The organism is Sporolactobacillus sp. PKPK-6, assembly GCF_056678885.1.
In genome coordinates, this window is the sequence record NZ_JBWXPA010000001.1 from 1,917,695 (window position 1) to 1,936,228 (window position 18,534).

At 45.3% G+C, this 18,534-nt stretch carries 15 protein-coding genes, 1 tRNA gene and 1 other annotated feature; of the genes, 3 read left to right on the plus strand and 13 right to left on the minus strand.

Going from position 1 to position 18,534, the window contains the following annotated elements:
* Positions 1-54 precede the first annotated feature (54 nt).
* Both istA and istB read left to right on the plus strand, forming a co-directional pair.
* Complete coding sequence (gene istA / locus AC1MBV_RS09450; RefSeq protein WP_480948143.1) at positions 55-1,572, plus strand: IS21 family transposase; 1,518 nt, start codon at positions 55-57, stop codon at positions 1,570-1,572.
* On the plus strand, positions 1,569-2,327 hold the full coding sequence (istB, locus tag AC1MBV_RS09455) for an IS21-like element helper ATPase IstB (RefSeq protein WP_480948144.1): 759 nt from the start codon (positions 1,569-1,571) through the stop codon (positions 2,325-2,327). Before istA ends, istB begins: the two co-directional genes overlap by 4 nt.
* A 135-nt stretch (positions 2,328-2,462) precedes the next feature.
* Here istB and AC1MBV_RS09460 read toward each other — a convergent pair whose 3' ends face one another.
* The 3 genes from AC1MBV_RS09460 to cspD all read right to left on the minus strand — a co-directional run bounded on the left by AC1MBV_RS09460 (position 2,463) and on the right by cspD (position 3,563).
* Positions 2,463-2,822, minus strand: a complete 360-nt coding sequence (locus tag AC1MBV_RS09460; protein ID WP_480948145.1) for a hypothetical protein — start codon at positions 2,820-2,822, stop codon at positions 2,463-2,465.
* Between the two features lie 212 nt (positions 2,823-3,034).
* Positions 3,035-3,107: transfer RNA gene (locus tag AC1MBV_RS09465), tRNA-Arg, on the minus strand.
* Positions 3,108-3,362: 255 nt separating this feature from the next.
* A complete protein-coding gene (gene cspD, locus AC1MBV_RS09470; protein ID WP_253061756.1) occupies positions 3,363-3,563 on the minus strand; it encodes a cold-shock protein CspD in 201 nt (66 codons plus the stop codon).
* A gap of 421 nt (positions 3,564-3,984) precedes the next feature.
* Here cspD and AC1MBV_RS09475 point away from each other — a divergent pair, with 421 nt between their 5' ends.
* Complete coding sequence (locus AC1MBV_RS09475; protein WP_480948146.1) at positions 3,985-4,644, plus strand: deoxynucleoside kinase; 660 nt, start codon at positions 3,985-3,987, stop codon at positions 4,642-4,644.
* 124 nt (positions 4,645-4,768) lie between these two features.
* Here AC1MBV_RS09475 and AC1MBV_RS09480 read toward each other — a convergent pair whose 3' ends face one another.
* From AC1MBV_RS09480 to recF, 10 genes are all read right to left on the minus strand, one after another.
* Positions 4,769-4,921: a hypothetical protein gene (locus AC1MBV_RS09480; RefSeq protein WP_255748670.1), complete on the minus strand. Its 153-nt coding sequence runs from the start codon at positions 4,919-4,921 to the stop codon at positions 4,769-4,771.
* Between the two features lie 33 nt (positions 4,922-4,954).
* On the minus strand, positions 4,955-6,241 hold the full coding sequence (gene serS, locus AC1MBV_RS09485; RefSeq protein ID WP_255748671.1) for a serine--tRNA ligase: 1,287 nt from the start codon (positions 6,239-6,241) through the stop codon (positions 4,955-4,957).
* Positions 6,242-6,332: 91 nt separating this feature from the next.
* Positions 6,333-6,557 (minus strand) — a binding site (T-box leader).
* Positions 6,558-6,607: 50 nt separating this feature from the next.
* The gene (gene pdxT, locus AC1MBV_RS09490; protein ID WP_480948147.1) at positions 6,608-7,183 is read right to left on the minus strand and encodes a pyridoxal 5'-phosphate synthase glutaminase subunit PdxT; all 576 of its coding nucleotides are present in this window, start codon (positions 7,181-7,183) and stop codon (positions 6,608-6,610) included.
* A gap of 13 nt (positions 7,184-7,196) precedes the next feature.
* Positions 7,197-8,081, minus strand: coding sequence for a pyridoxal 5'-phosphate synthase lyase subunit PdxS (gene pdxS / locus AC1MBV_RS09495; RefSeq protein ID WP_255748674.1), 885 nt, complete (start codon positions 8,079-8,081; stop codon positions 7,197-7,199).
* A gap of 294 nt (positions 8,082-8,375) precedes the next feature.
* A complete protein-coding gene (locus AC1MBV_RS09500; RefSeq protein ID WP_255748675.1) occupies positions 8,376-9,722 on the minus strand; it encodes a serine hydrolase in 1,347 nt (448 codons plus the stop codon).
* A gap of 192 nt (positions 9,723-9,914) precedes the next feature.
* The gene (guaB, locus tag AC1MBV_RS09505) at positions 9,915-11,381 is read right to left on the minus strand and encodes an IMP dehydrogenase (RefSeq protein ID WP_255748676.1); all 1,467 of its coding nucleotides are present in this window, start codon (positions 11,379-11,381) and stop codon (positions 9,915-9,917) included.
* Between the two features lie 320 nt (positions 11,382-11,701).
* Entirely contained in the window at positions 11,702-12,784 is a 1,083-nt protein-coding gene (locus AC1MBV_RS09510) for an HD-GYP domain-containing protein (RefSeq protein WP_255748678.1), read from the minus strand.
* Between the two features lie 34 nt (positions 12,785-12,818).
* The gene (gyrA, locus tag AC1MBV_RS09515; RefSeq protein WP_255748679.1) at positions 12,819-15,284 is read right to left on the minus strand and encodes a DNA gyrase subunit A; all 2,466 of its coding nucleotides are present in this window, start codon (positions 15,282-15,284) and stop codon (positions 12,819-12,821) included.
* Between the two features lie 54 nt (positions 15,285-15,338).
* Positions 15,339-17,258 (minus strand): DNA topoisomerase (ATP-hydrolyzing) subunit B, encoded by a 1,920-nt coding sequence (gene gyrB / locus AC1MBV_RS09520; protein ID WP_255748680.1) that lies wholly within the window; start codon positions 17,256-17,258, stop codon positions 15,339-15,341.
* Between the two features lie 138 nt (positions 17,259-17,396).
* Complete coding sequence (recF, locus tag AC1MBV_RS09525; protein WP_255748681.1) at positions 17,397-18,521, minus strand: DNA replication/repair protein RecF; 1,125 nt, start codon at positions 18,519-18,521, stop codon at positions 17,397-17,399.
* Positions 18,522-18,534 lie beyond the last annotated feature (13 nt).

The window sequence follows — 18,534 nt, forward strand, 5'->3', positions numbered from 1 at the left end:
TTCCTATGATAGAAAAGTAACCAGCAATTCTACATAGGGGAGAGGGAAAAAAGGATGATCGATATGGCTCTCTATGATCGTATCAAAATTATGAAGGAGGTTGAAGGCCTTTCTCAACGTGAGATTGCGAGAAATCTAGGAATTTCAAGAAATACGGTGAGTAAGTATCTCAAACAGAAAGAGCCTCCGACCCTTGCGGTTCGGCAACGTTCGTACGGGAAGAAAGAATACTCGGAGGAAACCCAACGCATTCTGCCCGTCATCGACCAGTGGCTCCTTGAGGATCAAAAGCACTGGGTCAAGCAGAAACATACGGCGGCGAGAGTTTATCAACGATTGGTAGAAGAATACAACTTCAAAGGATCGGCCTCTAACATTCGTAAACTTGTCGCCCGGAGAAGGCAGAAACACAAGGAAGTGTTCATCCCCCTTGAATTTCAATTGGGCCTTCAATTCCAGTTCGACTGGGGCGAGGCGGATGTCATCCTAAGCGGACAGACGCAGAGAATCTTTTTATTTTGCCTCCAGCTTTCATCCAGCCGTTTACGTTTTGTCCGGGCCTATGCCCATCAAAAACAGGAGGCCTTTTTGGATGGCTTTGTACACGCCTTTGAATTTCTGGGGGGTGTGCCTGTCGAAGGCCTCTTGGACAATCTGAAGACAGCCGTAGAGAAAATTCTGGAAGGCCGACATCGCCTGGAACAGGAAGCTTTTATCGCGCTTCAGGCACATTACGGATTCAAAGCGACTTTCGCCAATCCCCGGAGGGGAAATGAAAAAGGCCGGATTGAAGGAACGGTCGGTTATGTCCGGCGTAACGCACTTGTTCCTTTTCCAGACGTACAGTCCCTGGATGAACTGAATGACTACCTTCTGGAGTGGTGCCAGAAAGAAGCTGAACGCGTCCGTGTTCCACATACCGATGAAACGGTGGCACAGGTTTGGGCCAGGGAAAAGCTGACGCTCCATCCTCTTCCGGAAACACCGTTTGAGGCCTGCCAGCTGGTGTCTTGCCAGGTCAATCAGCTTTCCTTAATCCATGTGGAAACGAATCAGTATTCCGTTCCTTGCGTTTATGTGGGGCAGGCCGTCTGGGTCAAAAAGTTCGTGGATCATCTGGTCATTGTAGCTCAGGATCAAGTGATCGCGGAGTATCCTCGTTCTTATGCGCGAAATCAGCTGTTCACCCGTCTGGATCACTATCTGGAGGCGCTTCTGAAAAAACCGCGTGCCATCCGGGATGCGCTTCCCTTTCAGAGTCCGCAGATCCCTGAAGTCTTCCGGCAATTTCATCGCAAAATGCGTGAGGCTGAAGGTGCGAATGGAGACCGCAAATTTATTCGACTTCTTCTCCTCCACCGGGACCTGGGTATGGACCCATTGACTGAGGCGCTGACCGAAGCGGAACGAAGGCAGAGCTTCACCTACGAATCGGTTTATGAAATCATCCAACAGATGACCGGCAACGTGACTCGCCTGGCTCGTCAAGCTCCGGAAGCCCTACAGGGCTACAAGGTGAAAGTGACCGATATCAATCAATACCGACAACTTGTAAGGGGGGCGAACGGATGACTACGGAACTTTTATTAGATCATCTGACGCGTCAGCTTAGAATGCCGACTCTGGCCAAGCAGTACCGGTCTCTGGCACGAGAAGCGGAAGAACATAATCTGCGTTACGAGGATTATCTATTAGCCTTGCTTGAAGCTGAAGCTCAGAGCCGAGAAGAGAATCAGCGCCAAAGGCGATTGAAACAGGCCCACTTTCCCGTCCATAAAACGCTGGACACCTATGATTTCAGCTTGATGCCCAGTTTAAACCGAAACCACTTTCTTACTCTGGCGAAAGGCGAGTTCGCCCGAAAGAAAGAGAATGTGATCTTTCTCGGCAACAGCGGTACCGGAAAGACCCATCTAGCTATTGGGCTGGGTATTGAAATGATTCAAAACGGTTTTAAAACCAAATTTATCACGGCTTCTGAATTAGTCGAAGAGTTGCTTACAGCCTATGAGGAGCAGAAATTAAATACGCTAGAGAAAAAATGGCTGAAGTTTGATGTGGTCATTGTGGATGAACTCGGCTATGTCCCCTTCTCCAAAACTGGGGCCGAACTTCTGTTTCAATTCTTCTCAAGCCGATACGAGCGAGCCAGTCTAATTCTGACAACCAATCTGGAATTTAACGAATGGACCAGCCTGTTTGGCGATGAAAAGATGACTGCCGCACTCCTAGATCGGCTGACGCATCGCTGTCACATCCATCTGCTTAACGGTGAATCCTACCGATTCAGGCAGAGTATGAAACGGCAAAAGGAAGACGAAGGGTAAGCCTGGAATCGGCGGAGGTGTAAGGGGGCGCTGGCCCTCCCCGGGCCAGCGCCCCCTTACACCCATATTATCCCATTAATGGTATTTTGGCTTCATAAAGTGGCTCACTTTTGATGTGATCACTCTGGCTCAATTTCATATTGACAAAAACAATAATAAGCCTCTCAGCTGTTGCTCAAAGATTTGATACATGGTAGAAAGTAAAGAAAGATGTAGATTATGTTTCATCAATTCGTCTGCTGCAAATAGTTCATATGCCTTTTCCCCAACATCCTCAAAGATATCAGCTGGGTCTGTATCCTCTGTCCAAACAACTGTCCGATTGATTTCATCCATGACTTTTTTATAATATATTTTCTGTGCATCTGGAGAAGGGGGAAATAGTGACTTAATGGCTTCAGAGTATTTTTCCTTCATATTCTCAAATATTCTAATATAATCTTGTTTCTTAAATGGACTTGCCCATACATTAAGATTTACTGTTTCTCCACTCATCAACTCGACCTCATTTACTGATTTTACTCGATTTGTTTGAATTCATTTTTGCATGAAATTACATGCCACATCAGATAGCAAGCATCTGTATTTATCAAATTTGCACCCATTTTGCACCTTATCCCTGTATCAGTGAAAAATGATAAATCTGTATCACTTGTTATACAAAGCAAAAACCCCTTGGTTTCAAGGGGTTTCGTGGTTATTCATGATGGCCCTGAGAGGAATCGAACCTCCGACGCACGGTTTAGGAAACCGACGCTCTATCCACTGAGCTACAGAGCCGCAGCTCGCTATTTTTGCGACATAGACTATTATATGAAGAAAACGGATCGATGGCAAGCCCTAAGGCAGGGTAGGAGAGGTTAGCTGCTACACATCAAGACTGTCTCGTGTTCAAATTAATTGCAGATATGACGTTTTTCTAGATTGCTCATACTTATTTAAAGAGACTTGAATCGAGCGCAGCCTTTGGGGCACAAATAAAAGCAGCCCTTTTTTAGAGAGGACTGCTTCCGCATCATCGGTTATGGCCGAAGATCACAGTTTTGTAACGTTTGCTGCCTGAGGTCCGCGGTTGCCTTCAACAATGTCGAAGCTAACTTCTTGACCTTCTTCAAGCGTTTTGAAACCGTCGCCTTCGATTGCAGAATAGTGTACGAATACATCATTTCCGCCATCAACTTCAATGAAACCGTAGCCTTTTTCTGCGTTGAACCATTTTACCTTACCGTTTTGCATGTGTAACTGCCTCCCTAAAACGTTGCGCTGCCCGCGCGTGAACTAAAACCATCCACCAGTTAACAAAAAGCTTGCATATAAAAACAGACCTTTCCAGAAGTAAAAACTACTACACTTCGAGGAAGGGTCTTCATTCTTACATCCAGATCTTATATTAAGTAGTAAAATGGTTTATTACAATATAGCACAATCACCATTATGTGTCAATGAAATCACATTTTTGTAAGCGGATACTACCTTGATGTATCAACATTTTGCTGTCAAGTGCTTCGATCATTAATTTGGTTCTTGCGCTATTCTCATAATCGACCAAATTCGCATTTTTTATACATCGTCAATCGACATTATTCAACTTTTTTCACTTTTTTTTGCACTTTTTAGGTGATACACTTAATAAATCGTATAAGAGAGGACGTCATGAATGATCAACTCCGAAACATCATCGAATAAATTAATATCGGTCGCCGGGATGGTCGGGATCGGTAAAACAACTTTCGCCACTGCTATAGCAAGTCGTTTGGGATATCGTACCTCTTTTGAGAAAGTTGACGGAAACCCCTATCTTGACCTATTTTATAAGGATTTCAAACGTTGGGCATTTCATCTGCAAATCTTCTTTCTCGGGGAACGCTTCAAGGAAACGCAGAAGATCATGACGAGCGCCGACAATTATATTCAAGATCGCTCTATTTATGAAGACACCGGTATTTTTGCGAAAATGCATCATGATAAAGGAACAATGTCTGAAGCAGATTATCAGACTTATACCAGCCTTTTTCAAGCCATGGTGATGACACCTTATTTCCGCCATCCAGACTTATTAATCTATCTCCACGGTTCATTGGACGCGACCATCAATCGAATTGGCCGACGCGGACGCGGAATGGAAAAAGAAACGCCGCGCAGTTACTGGGAGGAAATGTTTCATCGCTATGAGCAATGGATCAGCCATTTTTCAATCTGCCCGGTACTGAAAATTGATATCGAAGACTACGACATCGTCAATGATCCTAAATCTGCGGATGCAATTGCAGCACATATCCAGGATTTGTTGAAAGATAAAGCAGAGTGCAATGTTTAAAGAAAAACCAAGGTTCGGACGTCTCGTCCAACCCTTAGTTTTTCTTTCCTAGATATCGCTAATTTCTGTTTGTAAAAAAAAATGAAACGCGCAAGTACGGGTTAAAACCGTATTTGCACGTTTTTTATTTTGTATCTTCGTCTGTGGTATTCTTTTTTTCATCCTGGCTTTTCTTATCTTTGGAAGCCTTTGGTTCGTTGGGATTAAGGGTAATACCAAGATCATCAATCATCTTCGTTAATCTGGCGTCCGTGTTCACTTTCTGATGAAGAGCCATGGCGCACCTCCTGCGATTTTGAGCAAATTAAAATTAGTCTTTTGGCGTGATTTTCTCCACATTTCTCATGTATGGGCGCAACGCTTCCGGTATAATAACACTGCCGTCCTCTTGCTGGTAATTCTCCAGAATTGCAGCAACCGTACGTCCAACTGCCAGACCAGAGCCGTTCAGTGTGTGTACGAATTCAGGCTTTGCTTTCGGCGTACGTCTAAAGCGAATATTCGCACGGCGTGCCTGGAAATCTTCGAAGTTGCTGCAAGAAGAAATTTCACGATATGTGTTCTGACTCGGAATCCATACTTCAAGATCGTATTTCTTCGCCGCCGTGAAACCAAGGTCTCCGGTACAAATTGCGACAACGCGGTAAGGGAGATTGAGCAGACGCAGAACTTCTTCCGCGTGACCTGTCAGCTTCTCCAGTTCATTGTAAGAATCCTCAGGCTTTACAAACCGAACGAGCTCAACCTTGTTAAATTGGTGCTGGCGGATGATTCCGCGTGTATCGCGTCCCGCCGATCCTGCCTCAGAACGGAAGCAGGCGCTGTAGGCAGCAAAGGCAGCCGGAAGCTGATCACCGTTTAAGATCTCATCACGATAATAATTCGTTACAGGTACCTCGGCTGTCGGGATCAAGAAGTAGTCTCGATCATCCGCGATCTTGAACGCATCTTCTTCAAATTTCGGCAGTTGACCGGTACCGGTCATGCTCGTGCGATTGACCATATAAGGCGGCATGATTACTTCATAGCCATGCTGATCCTCGTGCAGATCAAGCATGAAGCTGATCAGTGCGCGTTCCAATCGAACGCCGAGTCCCTTATAAAAGACGAAACGGCTGCCCGTTACTTTTGCGGCACGCTCAAAATCGAGAATACCTAAATTAGTGGCCAGATCCCAGTGCGCCTTTGGTTCATAAGCAAATTTTACAGGATCTCCCCAAAAACGAATGGGTTTGTTGTCATTCTCATCCTCACCTACTGGCACTGTTTCATGTGGAACATTCGGAATCGACAGCATCACTTGTTTCAAATCTTCTTCAACCTGGCTTAGCTTTCCGTCTAGTTCCTTGATGCTGGCACTGACTTCGCGCATCGATACAATCAGTTCCTGTGCGTCTTCCTTCGCCCTTTTTTTTGCAGCAACCTGCGCAGATACTTCATTGCGCTTTGCTTTCAAAACTTCCGTTTGACTGATTAGTTCACGGCGCTTGTCGTCCAATTCAGGAAAACGCTGAAAGTCGGAGAGATCTTCACCCCGCTTATTTAATTTTTCCTTGATTTCATCATAATGATCTCGCAATCGTTTCATATCGAGCATCGTTTTCTGCCTCCTAAAGAAAACCTTGGACCTTGCCAGCCCTTAGTTTTTCTTTTCCTAGATAAAAATAGAAAATCTCGTCCCTTGTAATAAAAGGGACGAGACTTAACCCGCGTTGCCACCCAAATTGCCGACATGCCGCATTGCGGTTTGTCGGCCGCTTTAGTCATTGATAACGGTAATGATCCGTGTGATCGGTGCCTTCTCCGATCCAACTCTCAGGGATGGATTCGCATCTGCTCCTTCACCGCTTTCCACCGACTGCGGCTCTCTATTCAAGGAGACAAATGTTACTTTTTCCCGTCATCAAGCGAATAAATTCGACTTACATAAAATCTACACTACTGTTAAAAAAAAAGCAAGCGGTTAATTGTATTCCTCCACCATTCGAACGAAGTAACGATGCATTGCGGGATCATCAGTCAATTCAGGATGAAAGGCACAGGCAAGAAATCTGCCTTGTCGGCATGCCACAATATGGCCTTCACACGTAGCGAGCACGTCCACATTTTCAGCGGCACTTTTGATATAAGGTGCTCGAATAAACACGCCGATATACGTTTCACTAATCCCCTTTATTTCTAAATCCGCTTCAAAGCTGTCGACTTGGCGGCCAAAAGCATTTCGCTTAACATCAATATCCAGTAAAGCCAAATGGGGACCGCGTCTGCCCTCAATTTGCTTCGCCATTAAGATCAAGCCTGCACATGTGCCGAATACAGGTTTCTGTTCAGCAAAATTTTTGACTGCTTCAAATAGATCATAGCGGTCCATGATTCTGCGCATCATTGTACTTTCGCCGCCGGGAAGCACAAGTCCATCCAGGCCGTCCAGGTCGCGGGCATTTTTAACTAGAGCTGTTTCTGCACCTGATACCTCAAGCGAGTGAACATGCTCGCTGACGGCACCTTGAAGCGCAAGCACGCCAATTTTAACAGACATTGTTCCTCACCTCTCAGATTCCGCGATCCTGCATGCGTTCCGCAGGTTCAAGCTTGCTCATGTCAATGCCCTTCATCGGCGTTCCGAGTCCCTTGGACAGTTCAACAATTCGTTCATAATCCTGGTAGTATGTGGTTGCCTCTACAATTGAACGTGCAAATTTAGCCGGATTTTCCGATTTGAATATACCTGAGCCGACAAACACTCCGTCCGCGCCGAGCTCCATCATCAATGCAGCATCGGCAGGAGTTGCAACACCGCCGGCAGCAAAATTAACAACCGGCAGCCGTCCTGCCTCACGAATTTGCAGAAGTATTTCATAAGGAGCGCCAAGTTCTTTTGCAAACACCATCAATTCGTCCGGAGCCATCGCTACAACTTTACGTACTTGACTGTTCACGAGACGCATATGGCGCACGGCTTCAACAATGTTTCCGGTTCCTGGTTCGCCCTTTGTCCGCAACATAGCCGCACCTTCACCAATTCTGCGTGCTGCTTCGCCCAAATCGCGGCATCCGCAAACAAACGGGACGGTAAATGCCTTTTTATCTATATGAAAAACATCATCTGCCGGAGTAAGCACTTCACTTTCATCGATATAATCGACTTTCATTGCTTCAAGAACACGTGCTTCCACGATATGACCGATTCTTGCTTTCGCCATAACCGGAATGGAAACTGCATTCTGAACCTGTTCTACAATTGTGGGATCAGCCATCCGGGCAACGCCACCCGCCTTGCGGATATCAGAAGGAACCCGCTCCAATGCCATTACCGCTGTTGCACCGGCTTCCTCCGCAATTTTCGCTTGCTCAGCATTGACCACGTCCATGATCACGCCGCCTTTTTGCATTTCAGCCATTCCGCGCTTTACGCGCTCCGTACCTTTCTGTACCACCATAATCCCTCCAGTTGTTTCTTTGTAAAAGTTATGTTTCTTCAATTATTTATAGTGTACAATAAAACCCAGTAAATAAATATGTATAAAAGGTAATTGGTTCATTTTTCTTTTTTTATTATATACATGTGCGAGGAAGGAGAGTAATTTTTTTCGCTGTATCAACCAAATTATATCGCGACTCACTAGTCGTTTCTTAGAAAATTTTCATTTATGATTAGCAAAAAAAAGCCGGGATTTTCTCCCGACTTTTTTACGACTACCTATAATTCTATTTTAATTTAATCAGCTCTCTCAAAAGAGTCCTGCAATCCATGAAAAAATGGATGAAAAGAAGCTGCCAATTCCTTTTAACATACGAACAAACCAGTTGTTTCGATCAACTTGTTCCGCCGCAATAACCGGAACCTTGCTGTTTGTATTGTAGAGATAACCATAGTGTGTATCTCCTTTATGAGAAAGTGTTACATAACCGACTTTCTCGCCTTTCTTTACCGGAGCCTCCAAGGAACCGTCCTTGTTCAGCTTTGATTTATCCAATACGACTTTGAAGTTAGTGGCAACCTTTTCGCCACTTGCAACAGCTGTTTTATAGGAATCACCAAACGCAACATTCACTTCGCCTTTTTTACCGTTGTGAACAGGCACTGTCTTACTGCCTTTAATGAGTTGGCCCTTCTTAGCAATTGTTTTATCAGTAAATTGCTGGTAGCCGTAGTCAAAGAGTGCACGTGTCTGTTCAAAACGCTGAGCATCTGAATTCGTACCCATCACAACACTGATCAGGCGATGGCCGTTGCGGTTAACTGTTCCGGTGAAACAATAGCCGGCAAGATCGGTATGCCCCGTCTTCAGGCCGTCAACACCGTCATATTTAAATTTACTCATATTCGCGCCGAATCCCGGAAGCATATAATTCCAGTTCACCATTTGAATTGGAGCATCCACTCCGGCAGTAAAATTCTTTAGTGGAATCTTGGATATTTCAAGTGCATCAGGATAATCTTTAATCACATGATAGGCCAGCTTGGCAAGATCCAAAGCAGAGAGTTGATTGCTTGCTTTGCTGTCGCCATACGGAGCAAACTTGCCTAAATCCTCATTTTCAAGACCAGAACTATTAATATAGTGGGCACTGGTCATGCCGAATTTCTTCGCCGTTTTATTCATGAGATCTACGAAATTCTTTTCTGTTCCGCCGACTTTTTCCGCAAGAGCAATTGTCGCTCCGTTTGCTGAATAGATTGCCATCGCTTCGTATAATTCTCTAACCGTGTACTCATAGTCTTTTTTAAGCGGCACATTGGAGTAAGCACGGTTCTGAGAAATCTGGTAGACATAATCGCTGATCGATACTTTCGTATTCCAGGTCAGTTTCTTCGAATGAAGTGCCTGCATGACCAAGTATTCGGTCATCATTTTTGTCATACTGGCTGGTGGATAAACTTTGCTTGCATCCTTCTCATAAAGAATCTGACCGCTGTTATAATCCACGAGAATCGCTGACTTGGCTTTTAACCCAAGCGGATCTGATGCCGCCTCGGCCTTTGAAGCAAACTGCCCTTGAAAGGTCAGCGTCAAAGCAAGTACAAATGCTAGGCTTGCCGCCGCAAAGCGACCTAGCTTTTTTCTGAAATTCAACCCCTACACCCCCGAAAGTATTCATGCGAAATCAATCAGCGCAAGCATAGAAAACCGAGGCGATACATGCCGTCTCGACTTTTCTTTACTACGTATCTCTTTTTCTAAATAATTGATAATAGACGGTTATGCAGTCCGCCCGTCTGCAAAGCAATGGTCGTTAACATATCAGTACGGAAGCACAATCTATAATTATTTAATAGAATAGTTCGGTGCTTCTTTGGTTATCTGAACGTCATGCGGATGACTTTCAAGTAATCCTGCATTAGTAATTCTTGTAAAACGCGCATTTTCTCTCAATGCTTGTAAATTCGCTGCGCCACAATACCCCATTCCTGAACGCAAACCGCCGATCAACTGATAAATCGAGTCGGCCAGCCGGCCTTTGTAAGGAACACGTCCTTCAATACCTTCCGGAACTAATTTCTTTGCATTCTCCTGGAAATAGCGATCCTTGCTGCCGTGTTCCATCGCACTTACCGAACCCATGCCGCGATAAACCTTGAACTGTCTTCCTTGATAAATTTCTTTTTCTCCCGGAGTTTCGTCTACACCGGCAAGAAGTCCGCCAAGCATAACGGCACTGCCGCCCGCTGCCAAGGCTTTAACAATATCTCCTGAATATTTAATTCCACCGTCAGCGATAATCGCCACACCGTGTTTATCTGCTTCGTTTGCACAGTCATAAACCGCTGTAATTTGCGGAACACCGACGCCTGCTACGACACGGGTTGTACAAATGGATCCCGGTCCAATCCCCACTTTAACAACATCCACACCGGCATCAATCAATGCTTTTGTGCCTTCTGCAGTCGCCACGTTTCCTGCGATCAAGCTGACCTTCGGAAATTTAGTACGAATGCCGGCAACTTTTTGCAGTACGCCTTTAGAATGCCCGTGCGCCGTATCAATCACGATGGCATCAGCACCGGCATCAACGAGCTTTTCAACGCGCAACAGCGCATCAGCTGTTACCCCGACTGCGGCAGCCACAAGTAATCTTCCGTGTTCGTCTTTTGCCGAACTTGGGAATTCAACAACTTTTTCAATATCCTTCGTTGTAATTAATCCTTTAAGCACGCCATTATTATCAACAAGCGGCAATTTTTCAATCCTGTTCTTGTTCAAAATTTCTTCGGCTTCTTTTAAGCTCGTGCCGACCGGCGCCGTAACCAAGTTGTCCTTAGTCATCATATCGCCGATTTTAGCTGAATAGTCCTTGACAAAGCGCATATCACGGTTCGTCAAAATACCTACAAGATGCTGATCTGCTGTATTGTCAACAATCGGAACACCGGAGATCCGGTATTTATTCATCAAATGCTCCGCATCAAAAATCTGGTTTTCCGGAGTTAAGAAAAACGGATTGGTAATGACGCCACTTTCAGAGCGTTTCACCTTGTCGACTTGTTCTGCTTGTTCTTCAATCGACATATTTTTATGAATAACACCCATGCCGCCTTGCCTAGCCATTGCAATAGCCATTGCTGCTTCAGTGACTGTGTCCATACCTGCGCTGATAATCGGTATGTTCAGATTCAGTGTACGAGTCAGTGCCGTTTGAACGGAAACATCTCTTGGCAAAACCTCAGAAGCTGCCGGAACAAGCAATACATCATCAAAGGTCAATGACTCTTTTACAAACTTATCTTCTCTCATCAATGTTAGATTACCCCCATAGTATGGTTGTCTTACTATCCGAAAAATTTATTGATAGCGTATCAAGTGCGCCTGCACCTGTCAAGAATACGAGATAAAGTTGAATTTTTCTAATAACAATCTTATAAAATAATGGTTTTAATTCTATTTATTGCCACTCATAGCAACTCACGTTCACACAAAATCCCGCAAAAATTTTTAATTAATGGAATGTACCCATTCATTATAAACCGAATGAGAGCCATGCGCAGGTAGTTTCTTTTTCCAATCATTTTTCGACGAACGGCATCTCTAGTGGTTAAAAAGAATCGTCACCATAATCACAGAAAGCGATCAATGGTGACGTTGTTGAATTCAGTCAAAGCATACACACGATTATCAGCGAGATGAATCATCGGCCGTGTTGGTTCTTTCGCTGGTATAAAAGTTATCTCTCCGGTCTGACCGTCCGAGAGCTGGACATTCATGCCAACAAACAAGGTCATTAATTCATAACAAAATTTATCCAAAAGATAGCGAGACAATTTTCCATAAGATGAGATTCTTAAATGGTCAAGAACAGTAAGCAGGCTGCCGGTGCGTTCAGTTGTCATTTGAGTTAATAAACTGTCGCAAATGGCCAGAATCTTTCCATTCATACTCAGCTGAGAGCCGTCGATATTGAGCGGAAAACCGCTCTTATCTTCACGTTCATGGTGCTGAATGACGGCAACCAATGTCTCATCCTTAAGTGTCGGAATCCCTTTAAGCATCTTGTAACTGTCGATTACATGCCTTTCAAAAGCACTTTTTTCACTGCCGATGCGTTCTTTTTTCACAAGCAGCGATGGAGAAAGTTTGGCAAGCCCGCAATCGGCAAGCATGCCTGCAAGTCCAAGCTGAATACTTTCGCCGGAACCAAAATTTGATTTTTTGGCAAAAAAAGCAGCCAATAATCCAAAAAGAACACTGCGTTCAGCAATATTGCGAATTCGCCTATGCTTAATAAAATGGGAAGCGAGCCACATCGGATCATCAAACACGCCAGTGATCAATGGCATCATGGCAGCTCTAAAATCACCGATGGACACTCCTGCACCTGACTGCCACTGATGAAAGAAATGCTGATAGTCGCTAACCGACTGCTGATATTTCTTGTCCAATGGGCTGAGCGCAGCTTCAGGCTCTGGAACAGTCAAAGGACTGGTCTCAGGGTCATGATTTGACTCTTTCTCGATCGAACGCTTTACGGAAGACCGCACAAAATGATCAACATCAACATGTGTAATTAAAAAGGCTCTTAGAAACGCAATATGTGTTTCGTTAAGCACCGTTCCTGCTTTCATCAGCGGTTTAACCGATTTGGAATAGACATCCTTCCTCAGGATGCACCCAGCTTTAAGTTCATCGGTATTTACTATCATGCCGGCTCACCTCGCCATTCAGGTCTGTGTGTCGTTACTCTTCACTATCCTCGGGTGCTTCCGATTCTTCATCATCATTATTTTGAATGCGGGCGATTGTTGCAATGCTGTCTCCTTCATCAACTCGGATCAAGGTTACACCCATCGTATTTCTTCCGAGCTTGGAAATCCCGGATACAGGCATACGAATGATGACACCGTTCGCCGTAATAATCATGAGATCTTCCGTTTCCTCAACAGTACGCAGGGCAACCAATTCACCGTTTTTCTCCGTAATATTGCATGTCTTAAGCCCTTTGCCGCCGCGCGTCTGCAGCCGGTATTCGTCACTTGCCGTGCGTTTGCCGAATCCATTTTCCGTAACAATTAATACGTCCATACCGACATCGGCAATACCCATGCCGACAACTTCATCGCCTGCGTCTAAGGTAATTGCTTTGACACCTGCCGCTGTGCGTCCCATTGCGCGCACATCGGTTTCATGATAGCGGATGGCCATTCCTTTCTTCGTTCCGACAATTAGGTCATGACTTCCGTCTGTAAGGCGAACGGCGATGAGTTCATCCTCATCACGAACTGTAATCGCGAACAAGCCGGTCTTTCGGATATTTGAGAAATCGGAAAGAGGTGAGCGCTTTGTGATACCATTCTTTGTCAGGAAAACAAGGTAATGTTCCTCATCAAATCCTTCGACTGGGAAGAAGGCTGTAATTTTTTCGCCTTTTTCGATTTGAATTAAATTAATAATTGGAATACCCTTTGCCGTTCTGCCTAGTTCAGGGATTTGATACCCCTTCAGTTGGTAGACGCGCCCTTTATTCGTAAAGAACAGGATATGATGATGCGTGTTGGTCTGGAACAGATGCTCCACAAAGTCGTTCTCATTCGTTCCCATCGCCTGAATCCCGCGTCCGCCTCTATTCTGACTCTTGTACGTATTTACCGGCATACGTTTTACGTATCCATTATGCGAGACGGTAATGACAATGTCTTCACGCTCGATCAGATCTTCATCCTCAATTAAATCATCGCCGACTGTGATTTCTGTTCGGCGCTCGTCATTGTATTTTTCTTTGATTTCACGTAATTCTTTGCGGATGATATGCAGTACTTTTTGCTCGTCAGCAAGAATTTCCTTAAGCTCGGCAATTTTCTTGACAAGCTCTGCATATTCCTGCTCGATTTTCTCGCGTTCCAGTCCGGTCAAACGCTGCAGGCGCATATCCAAAATTGCTTGAGCCTGAATCTCGCTGAGTGAGAAGTTCTCCATTAATCCCTGACGCGCAATGTCTGCCGTTTTCGAACCGCGGATCAAGGCAATGACTTCATCCAAATGATCCAAAGCAATACGCAATCCTTCAAGTATATGCGCACGTGCCTCAGCCTTTTTCAGTTCGAATGCTGTGCGGCGGCGGATAACCGTTTCCTGATGCTCAAGGTAGTAGTGCAAGCATTCCTTCAATGTCAGAACACGCGGTCTGCCGTCTACAAGCGCCAGCATGTTAATTCCGAAGCTTGTTTGCAACCCAGTATGCTTGTACAAATTGTTAAGAAGTACATTCGCGTTCGTATCGCGGCGAACTTCAATCACCATACGCATGCCTTGGCGATCCGATTCGTCGCGCAGATCGGTAATACCTTCAATTTTCTTATCGCGAACCATTTCGGCAATTCGTTCGATCAGTTTCGCTTTATTTACCTGATATGGAAGTTCAGTCACAATAATGCTCTGTTTTCCATTCGCGTTTTCTTCAATTTCAACCTTCGCACGAACGATAATTGATCCCCGACCAGTACGGTACGCGCGGCGAATACCTTCGCGTCCTAAGATCAATCCTCCGGTCGGAAAATCAGGTCCCGGTATACATTGCATTAATTCTTCAACCGGAATTTCCGAATTCTTGCTGAGTGCCAGAACGGCATCAATGACCTCACCCAACTGGTGAGGAGGAATATTGGTCGCCATACCGACGGCAATTCCTGAAGCGCCATTGACCAGCAAGTTAGGGAAACGTGAAGGAAGCACAACCGGTTCTTCTTCGTTCTCGTCATAGTTCGGAACAAAATCAATGGTATCTTTGCGAATATCGCGTACCATTTCCATGGATATTTTCGACATGCGTGCTTCCGTATAACGCATCGCAGCTGCCGGATCACCATCGACTGAACCGAAGTTACCATGACCGTCTACTAATTCATAGCGATAGCTGAAATCCTGAGCCATACGCACCATCGTATCATAAACAGCCGAATCACCGTGCGGATGATACTTACCGATGACTTCGCCGACAATTCTCGCTGATTTCTTATAGCCCTTATCCGACGTAATGCCGAGTTCATTCATGGCGAAAAGAATTCGCCTGTGCACCGGCTTCAGGCCATCGCGCACATCAGGCAATGCGCGGCTGACGATAACGCTCATCGCGTAACTCAAGAACGAATCACGCATCTGTTTGCCTATATTGACCGGCTTGACTCGCCGTTCATCTTGCTCTGCCATTTTGTTTCCTCCTTGCTTTACTCAAAAAATTAACTCTGCAGATACTGCTGCTGATCAAACATCCAGATTTTCTGCATAACGGGCATTTTGCTGGATAAAATCACGACGCGGTTCAACCCGATCGCCCATCAGCATTTCAAACGTCTGATCCGCTTCAATCGCATCCTCAAGATTTACCTGCAGGACAAGACGATTTTCCGGATCCATGGTCGTTTCCCACAGCTGTTCCGGGTTCATTTCACCGAGACCTTTGTAGCGCTGCAATGCCGGCTTTACAGTTGGCGGCAGCTCGCTCTGAATCCTTTTTAATTCCAGATCATCATATGCATACAGAAGTGTTTTCCCGTATTGGACGCGGAAGAGAGGTGGCTGAGCAATATAAACATAGCCATTCTCAAGCAGCGGCCGCATAAAGCGATAGAAGAACGTTAACAACAGTGTACGGATATGCGCACCATCGACGTCCGCATCGGTCATAATAATAATTTTATGATATCTTGCCTTTTCCAAATTGAATTCATCGCCAATGCCGGTACCGAGCGCTGTGATCATGGCTCGGATTTCCGCATTGGACAAGATTTTGTCAAGACGGGCCTTCTCAACATTAAGAATTTTACCGCGCAGCGGGAGAATCGCTTGAAACAGGCGGTCTCTGCCTTGCTTTGCCGAACCTCCGGCTGAATCTCCTTCGACAATATATAATTCCGAGATGCTTGCGTCTTTCGATGAGCAGTCCGCAAGCTTGCCCGGAAGCGAAGATACTTCCAGGCTGCTCTTTCGCCGTGTCAACTCACGCGCTTTTTTTGCCGCCGATCTTGCTCGTGAAGCTACAATACCTTTTTCAACGATGATTCGTGCAACATCGGGATTTTCAAGTAAAAACCGCGAAAATGCTTCTGAGAAAAGTGTATCCGTGATCGTTCGTACTTCAGAGTTGCCAAGCTTGGTTTTGGTCTGTCCCTCGAATTGCGGATCCGGGTGCTTGACCGACACAATCGCGGTCAGGCCTTCGCGCACGTCGTCCCCGGTCAAATTGGAATCGCTGCCCTTTATAAATTGATTTTTGCGTCCATAATCATTAATGACACGGGTCAGGGCGACCTTAAAGCCGTATTCATGTGTGCCGCCTTCATGTGTATGGATGTTGTTGGCAAAGGAATAGAGCTGGCTTGAAAAACCGCTGTTGTATTGCATCGCGATTTCAACCTTAATGCCGTCTTTCTCACCTTCCAGATCAATCGGCTGGTGAATGACTTCCTTCGAACGATTCAAAAATTCCACGTAAGAACGGATACCGCCTTCATAGTGGAATGTTTCTTTTTTGTCCTCCGCACGCCTGTCTTCAATCGAGATCCGTATGTTCTTGTTCAGGAAGGCGAGTTCGCGTACACGTACACGAAGTGTGTCATAATCAAAAGTCGTTGTGTCCGTAAAAATTTCCGGATCCGGTTCAAAATGAGTCGTCGTTCCGGTTTTGTCAGAATCACCGATGATTTTCAGATCAGCTGCCGGCTTCCCGCGATGATATTCTTGATAATAGACATGTCCGTTCCGATAAACCTTGACCCACATTGTCGTTGAAAGGGCATTAACTACTGATGCCCCCACGCCGTGCAGTCCCCCAGAAACCTTATATCCGCCACCGCCGAATTTTCCTCCGGCATGAAGAACGGTCATAATAACTTCAACTGCGGGACGGCCCACTTTCTTTTGAATGTCAACCGGAATACCGCGGCCGTCATCCATAACGGTGATGCCGCCTTCTTTTTCAATGATTACTTGAATATGGCTGCAATAACCTGCAAGTGCTTCATCAATCGAGTTGTCCACAATTTCCCAAACCAAATGATGGAGGCCCTTTTCACTGGTCGTTCCTATGTACATGCCCGGACGTTTTCGAACAGCTTCAAGTCCCTCGAGTACTTGAATCTCACTGGCATTATAAGATTGTTTTTGTTCCTGATTCTCGCTCATCTTAACCCACCTAACTTGGTGTTATCTGAGAAACTCATAGTCTCATGGCACAGAGCCTTGATTTTGAGTTCTTTCAAACAGCCGCTTCTGCTGCCTGCGTCATTCAGATACATTCCGCCGAAGAGGGCGGAAATCCAATTACTGTTTTGTACATTCTACGTTTCCTTGATGTATTTCAAAAAGCGTTGCCCGATCAAGCAAACTATGATCCAATCCGTCGACCGATGTAGTCGTGACAAAGGTTTGAACCTTTTCCTGAAATACGCCGAGCAAATGCGTCTTTCTAATATCGTCCAGTTCACTCAATACATCATCAAGCAGGAGGATCGGATATTCACCTACTTCATGTTTGATCAATTCAATTTCCGCTAGCTTTACAGACAAGGCTGCCGTTCTCTGCTGCCCCTGAGATCCAAATGCCTGCACATCCTTCTCATTCACTAAAAAGCACAGATCATCACGATGCGGTCCGATTAAGGTTGTTCCCCTGTCCATTTCCCTTTTCTTCAAGCGCTGATAGCTGCTCTGATAGGCTTCTTCTATTTTTGACGAATCACCGCTATCTAATACCTCAGGGACTGAAGATTGATAGACAATAGATAAGTGTTCCCTGCCGTTACTGATCTCCTGCTGGATCGGTGCCGCCCACTCATTAAGCTGTCGGACAAAAACCAGTCTGCGATTAATGATTTCCGCTGCAAGCGAGATCAACCGGTCAGTCAAAATATCGAGAAAACTGCTGTCGCCTTGGGAATTGCCGAACGCCTTGCGGAGCAGTGCATTCCTCTGCTGAAGCACTTTTTGGTACTCAGCTAAATGATGCATGTAAACAGGAGCAATCTGTCCGATTTCCATGTCCATAAACCGTCTGCGCACAGCAGGGCTCCCCTTGACCAGGTTTAAATCCTCCGGAGCAAACATCACCACATTGCACAGACCGACATAATCGCTTAATCTGCGCTTCTCAAGATGATTAGCTTTTGCCTTTTTCCCTTTACCGGAAATAATTAGTTCGAGCGGTACTGATTGACCATGTTTGCCTATTCTACCCTTTATTTTACCATAATCCTGGTCCCATTGGATTAAATCTTTATCATGAGAGGTCCTCGGCGATTTTGCGATCGCCAGGACATAGATCGCTTCAAGCAAATTCGTTTTCCCCTGTGCATTCTCACCTAGAAAAACATTCACAGAGCTAGAAAAAGACAGCTGTAAGCTGTCATAATTTCGATAATGTGCCAGTTCAATCGATTCAAGATTCACAGTGGGGCGTCTC

What these genes read in the sequence shown, in the direction of transcription:
- AC1MBV_RS09480 (WP_255748670.1), bottom strand. Translation starts at nt 4,921, where the DNA reads ATGGCTCTTCATCAGAAAGTGAACACGGACGCCAGATTAACGAAGATG.
- istB (WP_480948144.1), top strand. Translation starts at nt 1,569, where the DNA reads ATGACTACGGAACTTTTATTAGATCATCTGACGCGTCAGCTTAGAATG.
- pdxT (WP_480948147.1), bottom strand. Translation starts at nt 7,183, where the DNA reads ATGTCTGTTAAAATTGGCGTGCTTGCGCTTCAAGGTGCCGTCAGCGAG.
- guaB (WP_255748676.1), bottom strand. Translation starts at nt 11,381, where the DNA reads ATGAGAGAAGATAAGTTTGTAAAAGAGTCATTGACCTTTGATGATGTA.
- AC1MBV_RS09460 (WP_480948145.1), bottom strand. Translation starts at nt 2,822, where the DNA reads ATGAGTGGAGAAACAGTAAATCTTAATGTATGGGCAAGTCCATTTAAG.
- AC1MBV_RS09475 (WP_480948146.1), top strand. Translation starts at nt 3,985, where the DNA reads ATGATCAACTCCGAAACATCATCGAATAAATTAATATCGGTCGCCGGG.
- serS (WP_255748671.1), bottom strand. Translation starts at nt 6,241, where the DNA reads ATGCTCGATATGAAACGATTGCGAGATCATTATGATGAAATCAAGGAA.
- cspD (WP_253061756.1), bottom strand. Translation starts at nt 3,563, where the DNA reads ATGCAAAACGGTAAGGTAAAATGGTTCAACGCAGAAAAAGGCTACGGT.
- istA (WP_480948143.1), top strand. Translation starts at nt 55, where the DNA reads ATGATCGATATGGCTCTCTATGATCGTATCAAAATTATGAAGGAGGTT.
- AC1MBV_RS09510 (WP_255748678.1), bottom strand. Translation starts at nt 12,784, where the DNA reads ATGATAGTAAATACCGATGAACTTAAAGCTGGGTGCATCCTGAGGAAG.
- gyrA (WP_255748679.1), bottom strand. Translation starts at nt 15,284, where the DNA reads ATGGCAGAGCAAGATGAACGGCGAGTCAAGCCGGTCAATATAGGCAAA.
- gyrB (WP_255748680.1), bottom strand. Translation starts at nt 17,258, where the DNA reads ATGAGCGAGAATCAGGAACAAAAACAATCTTATAATGCCAGTGAGATT.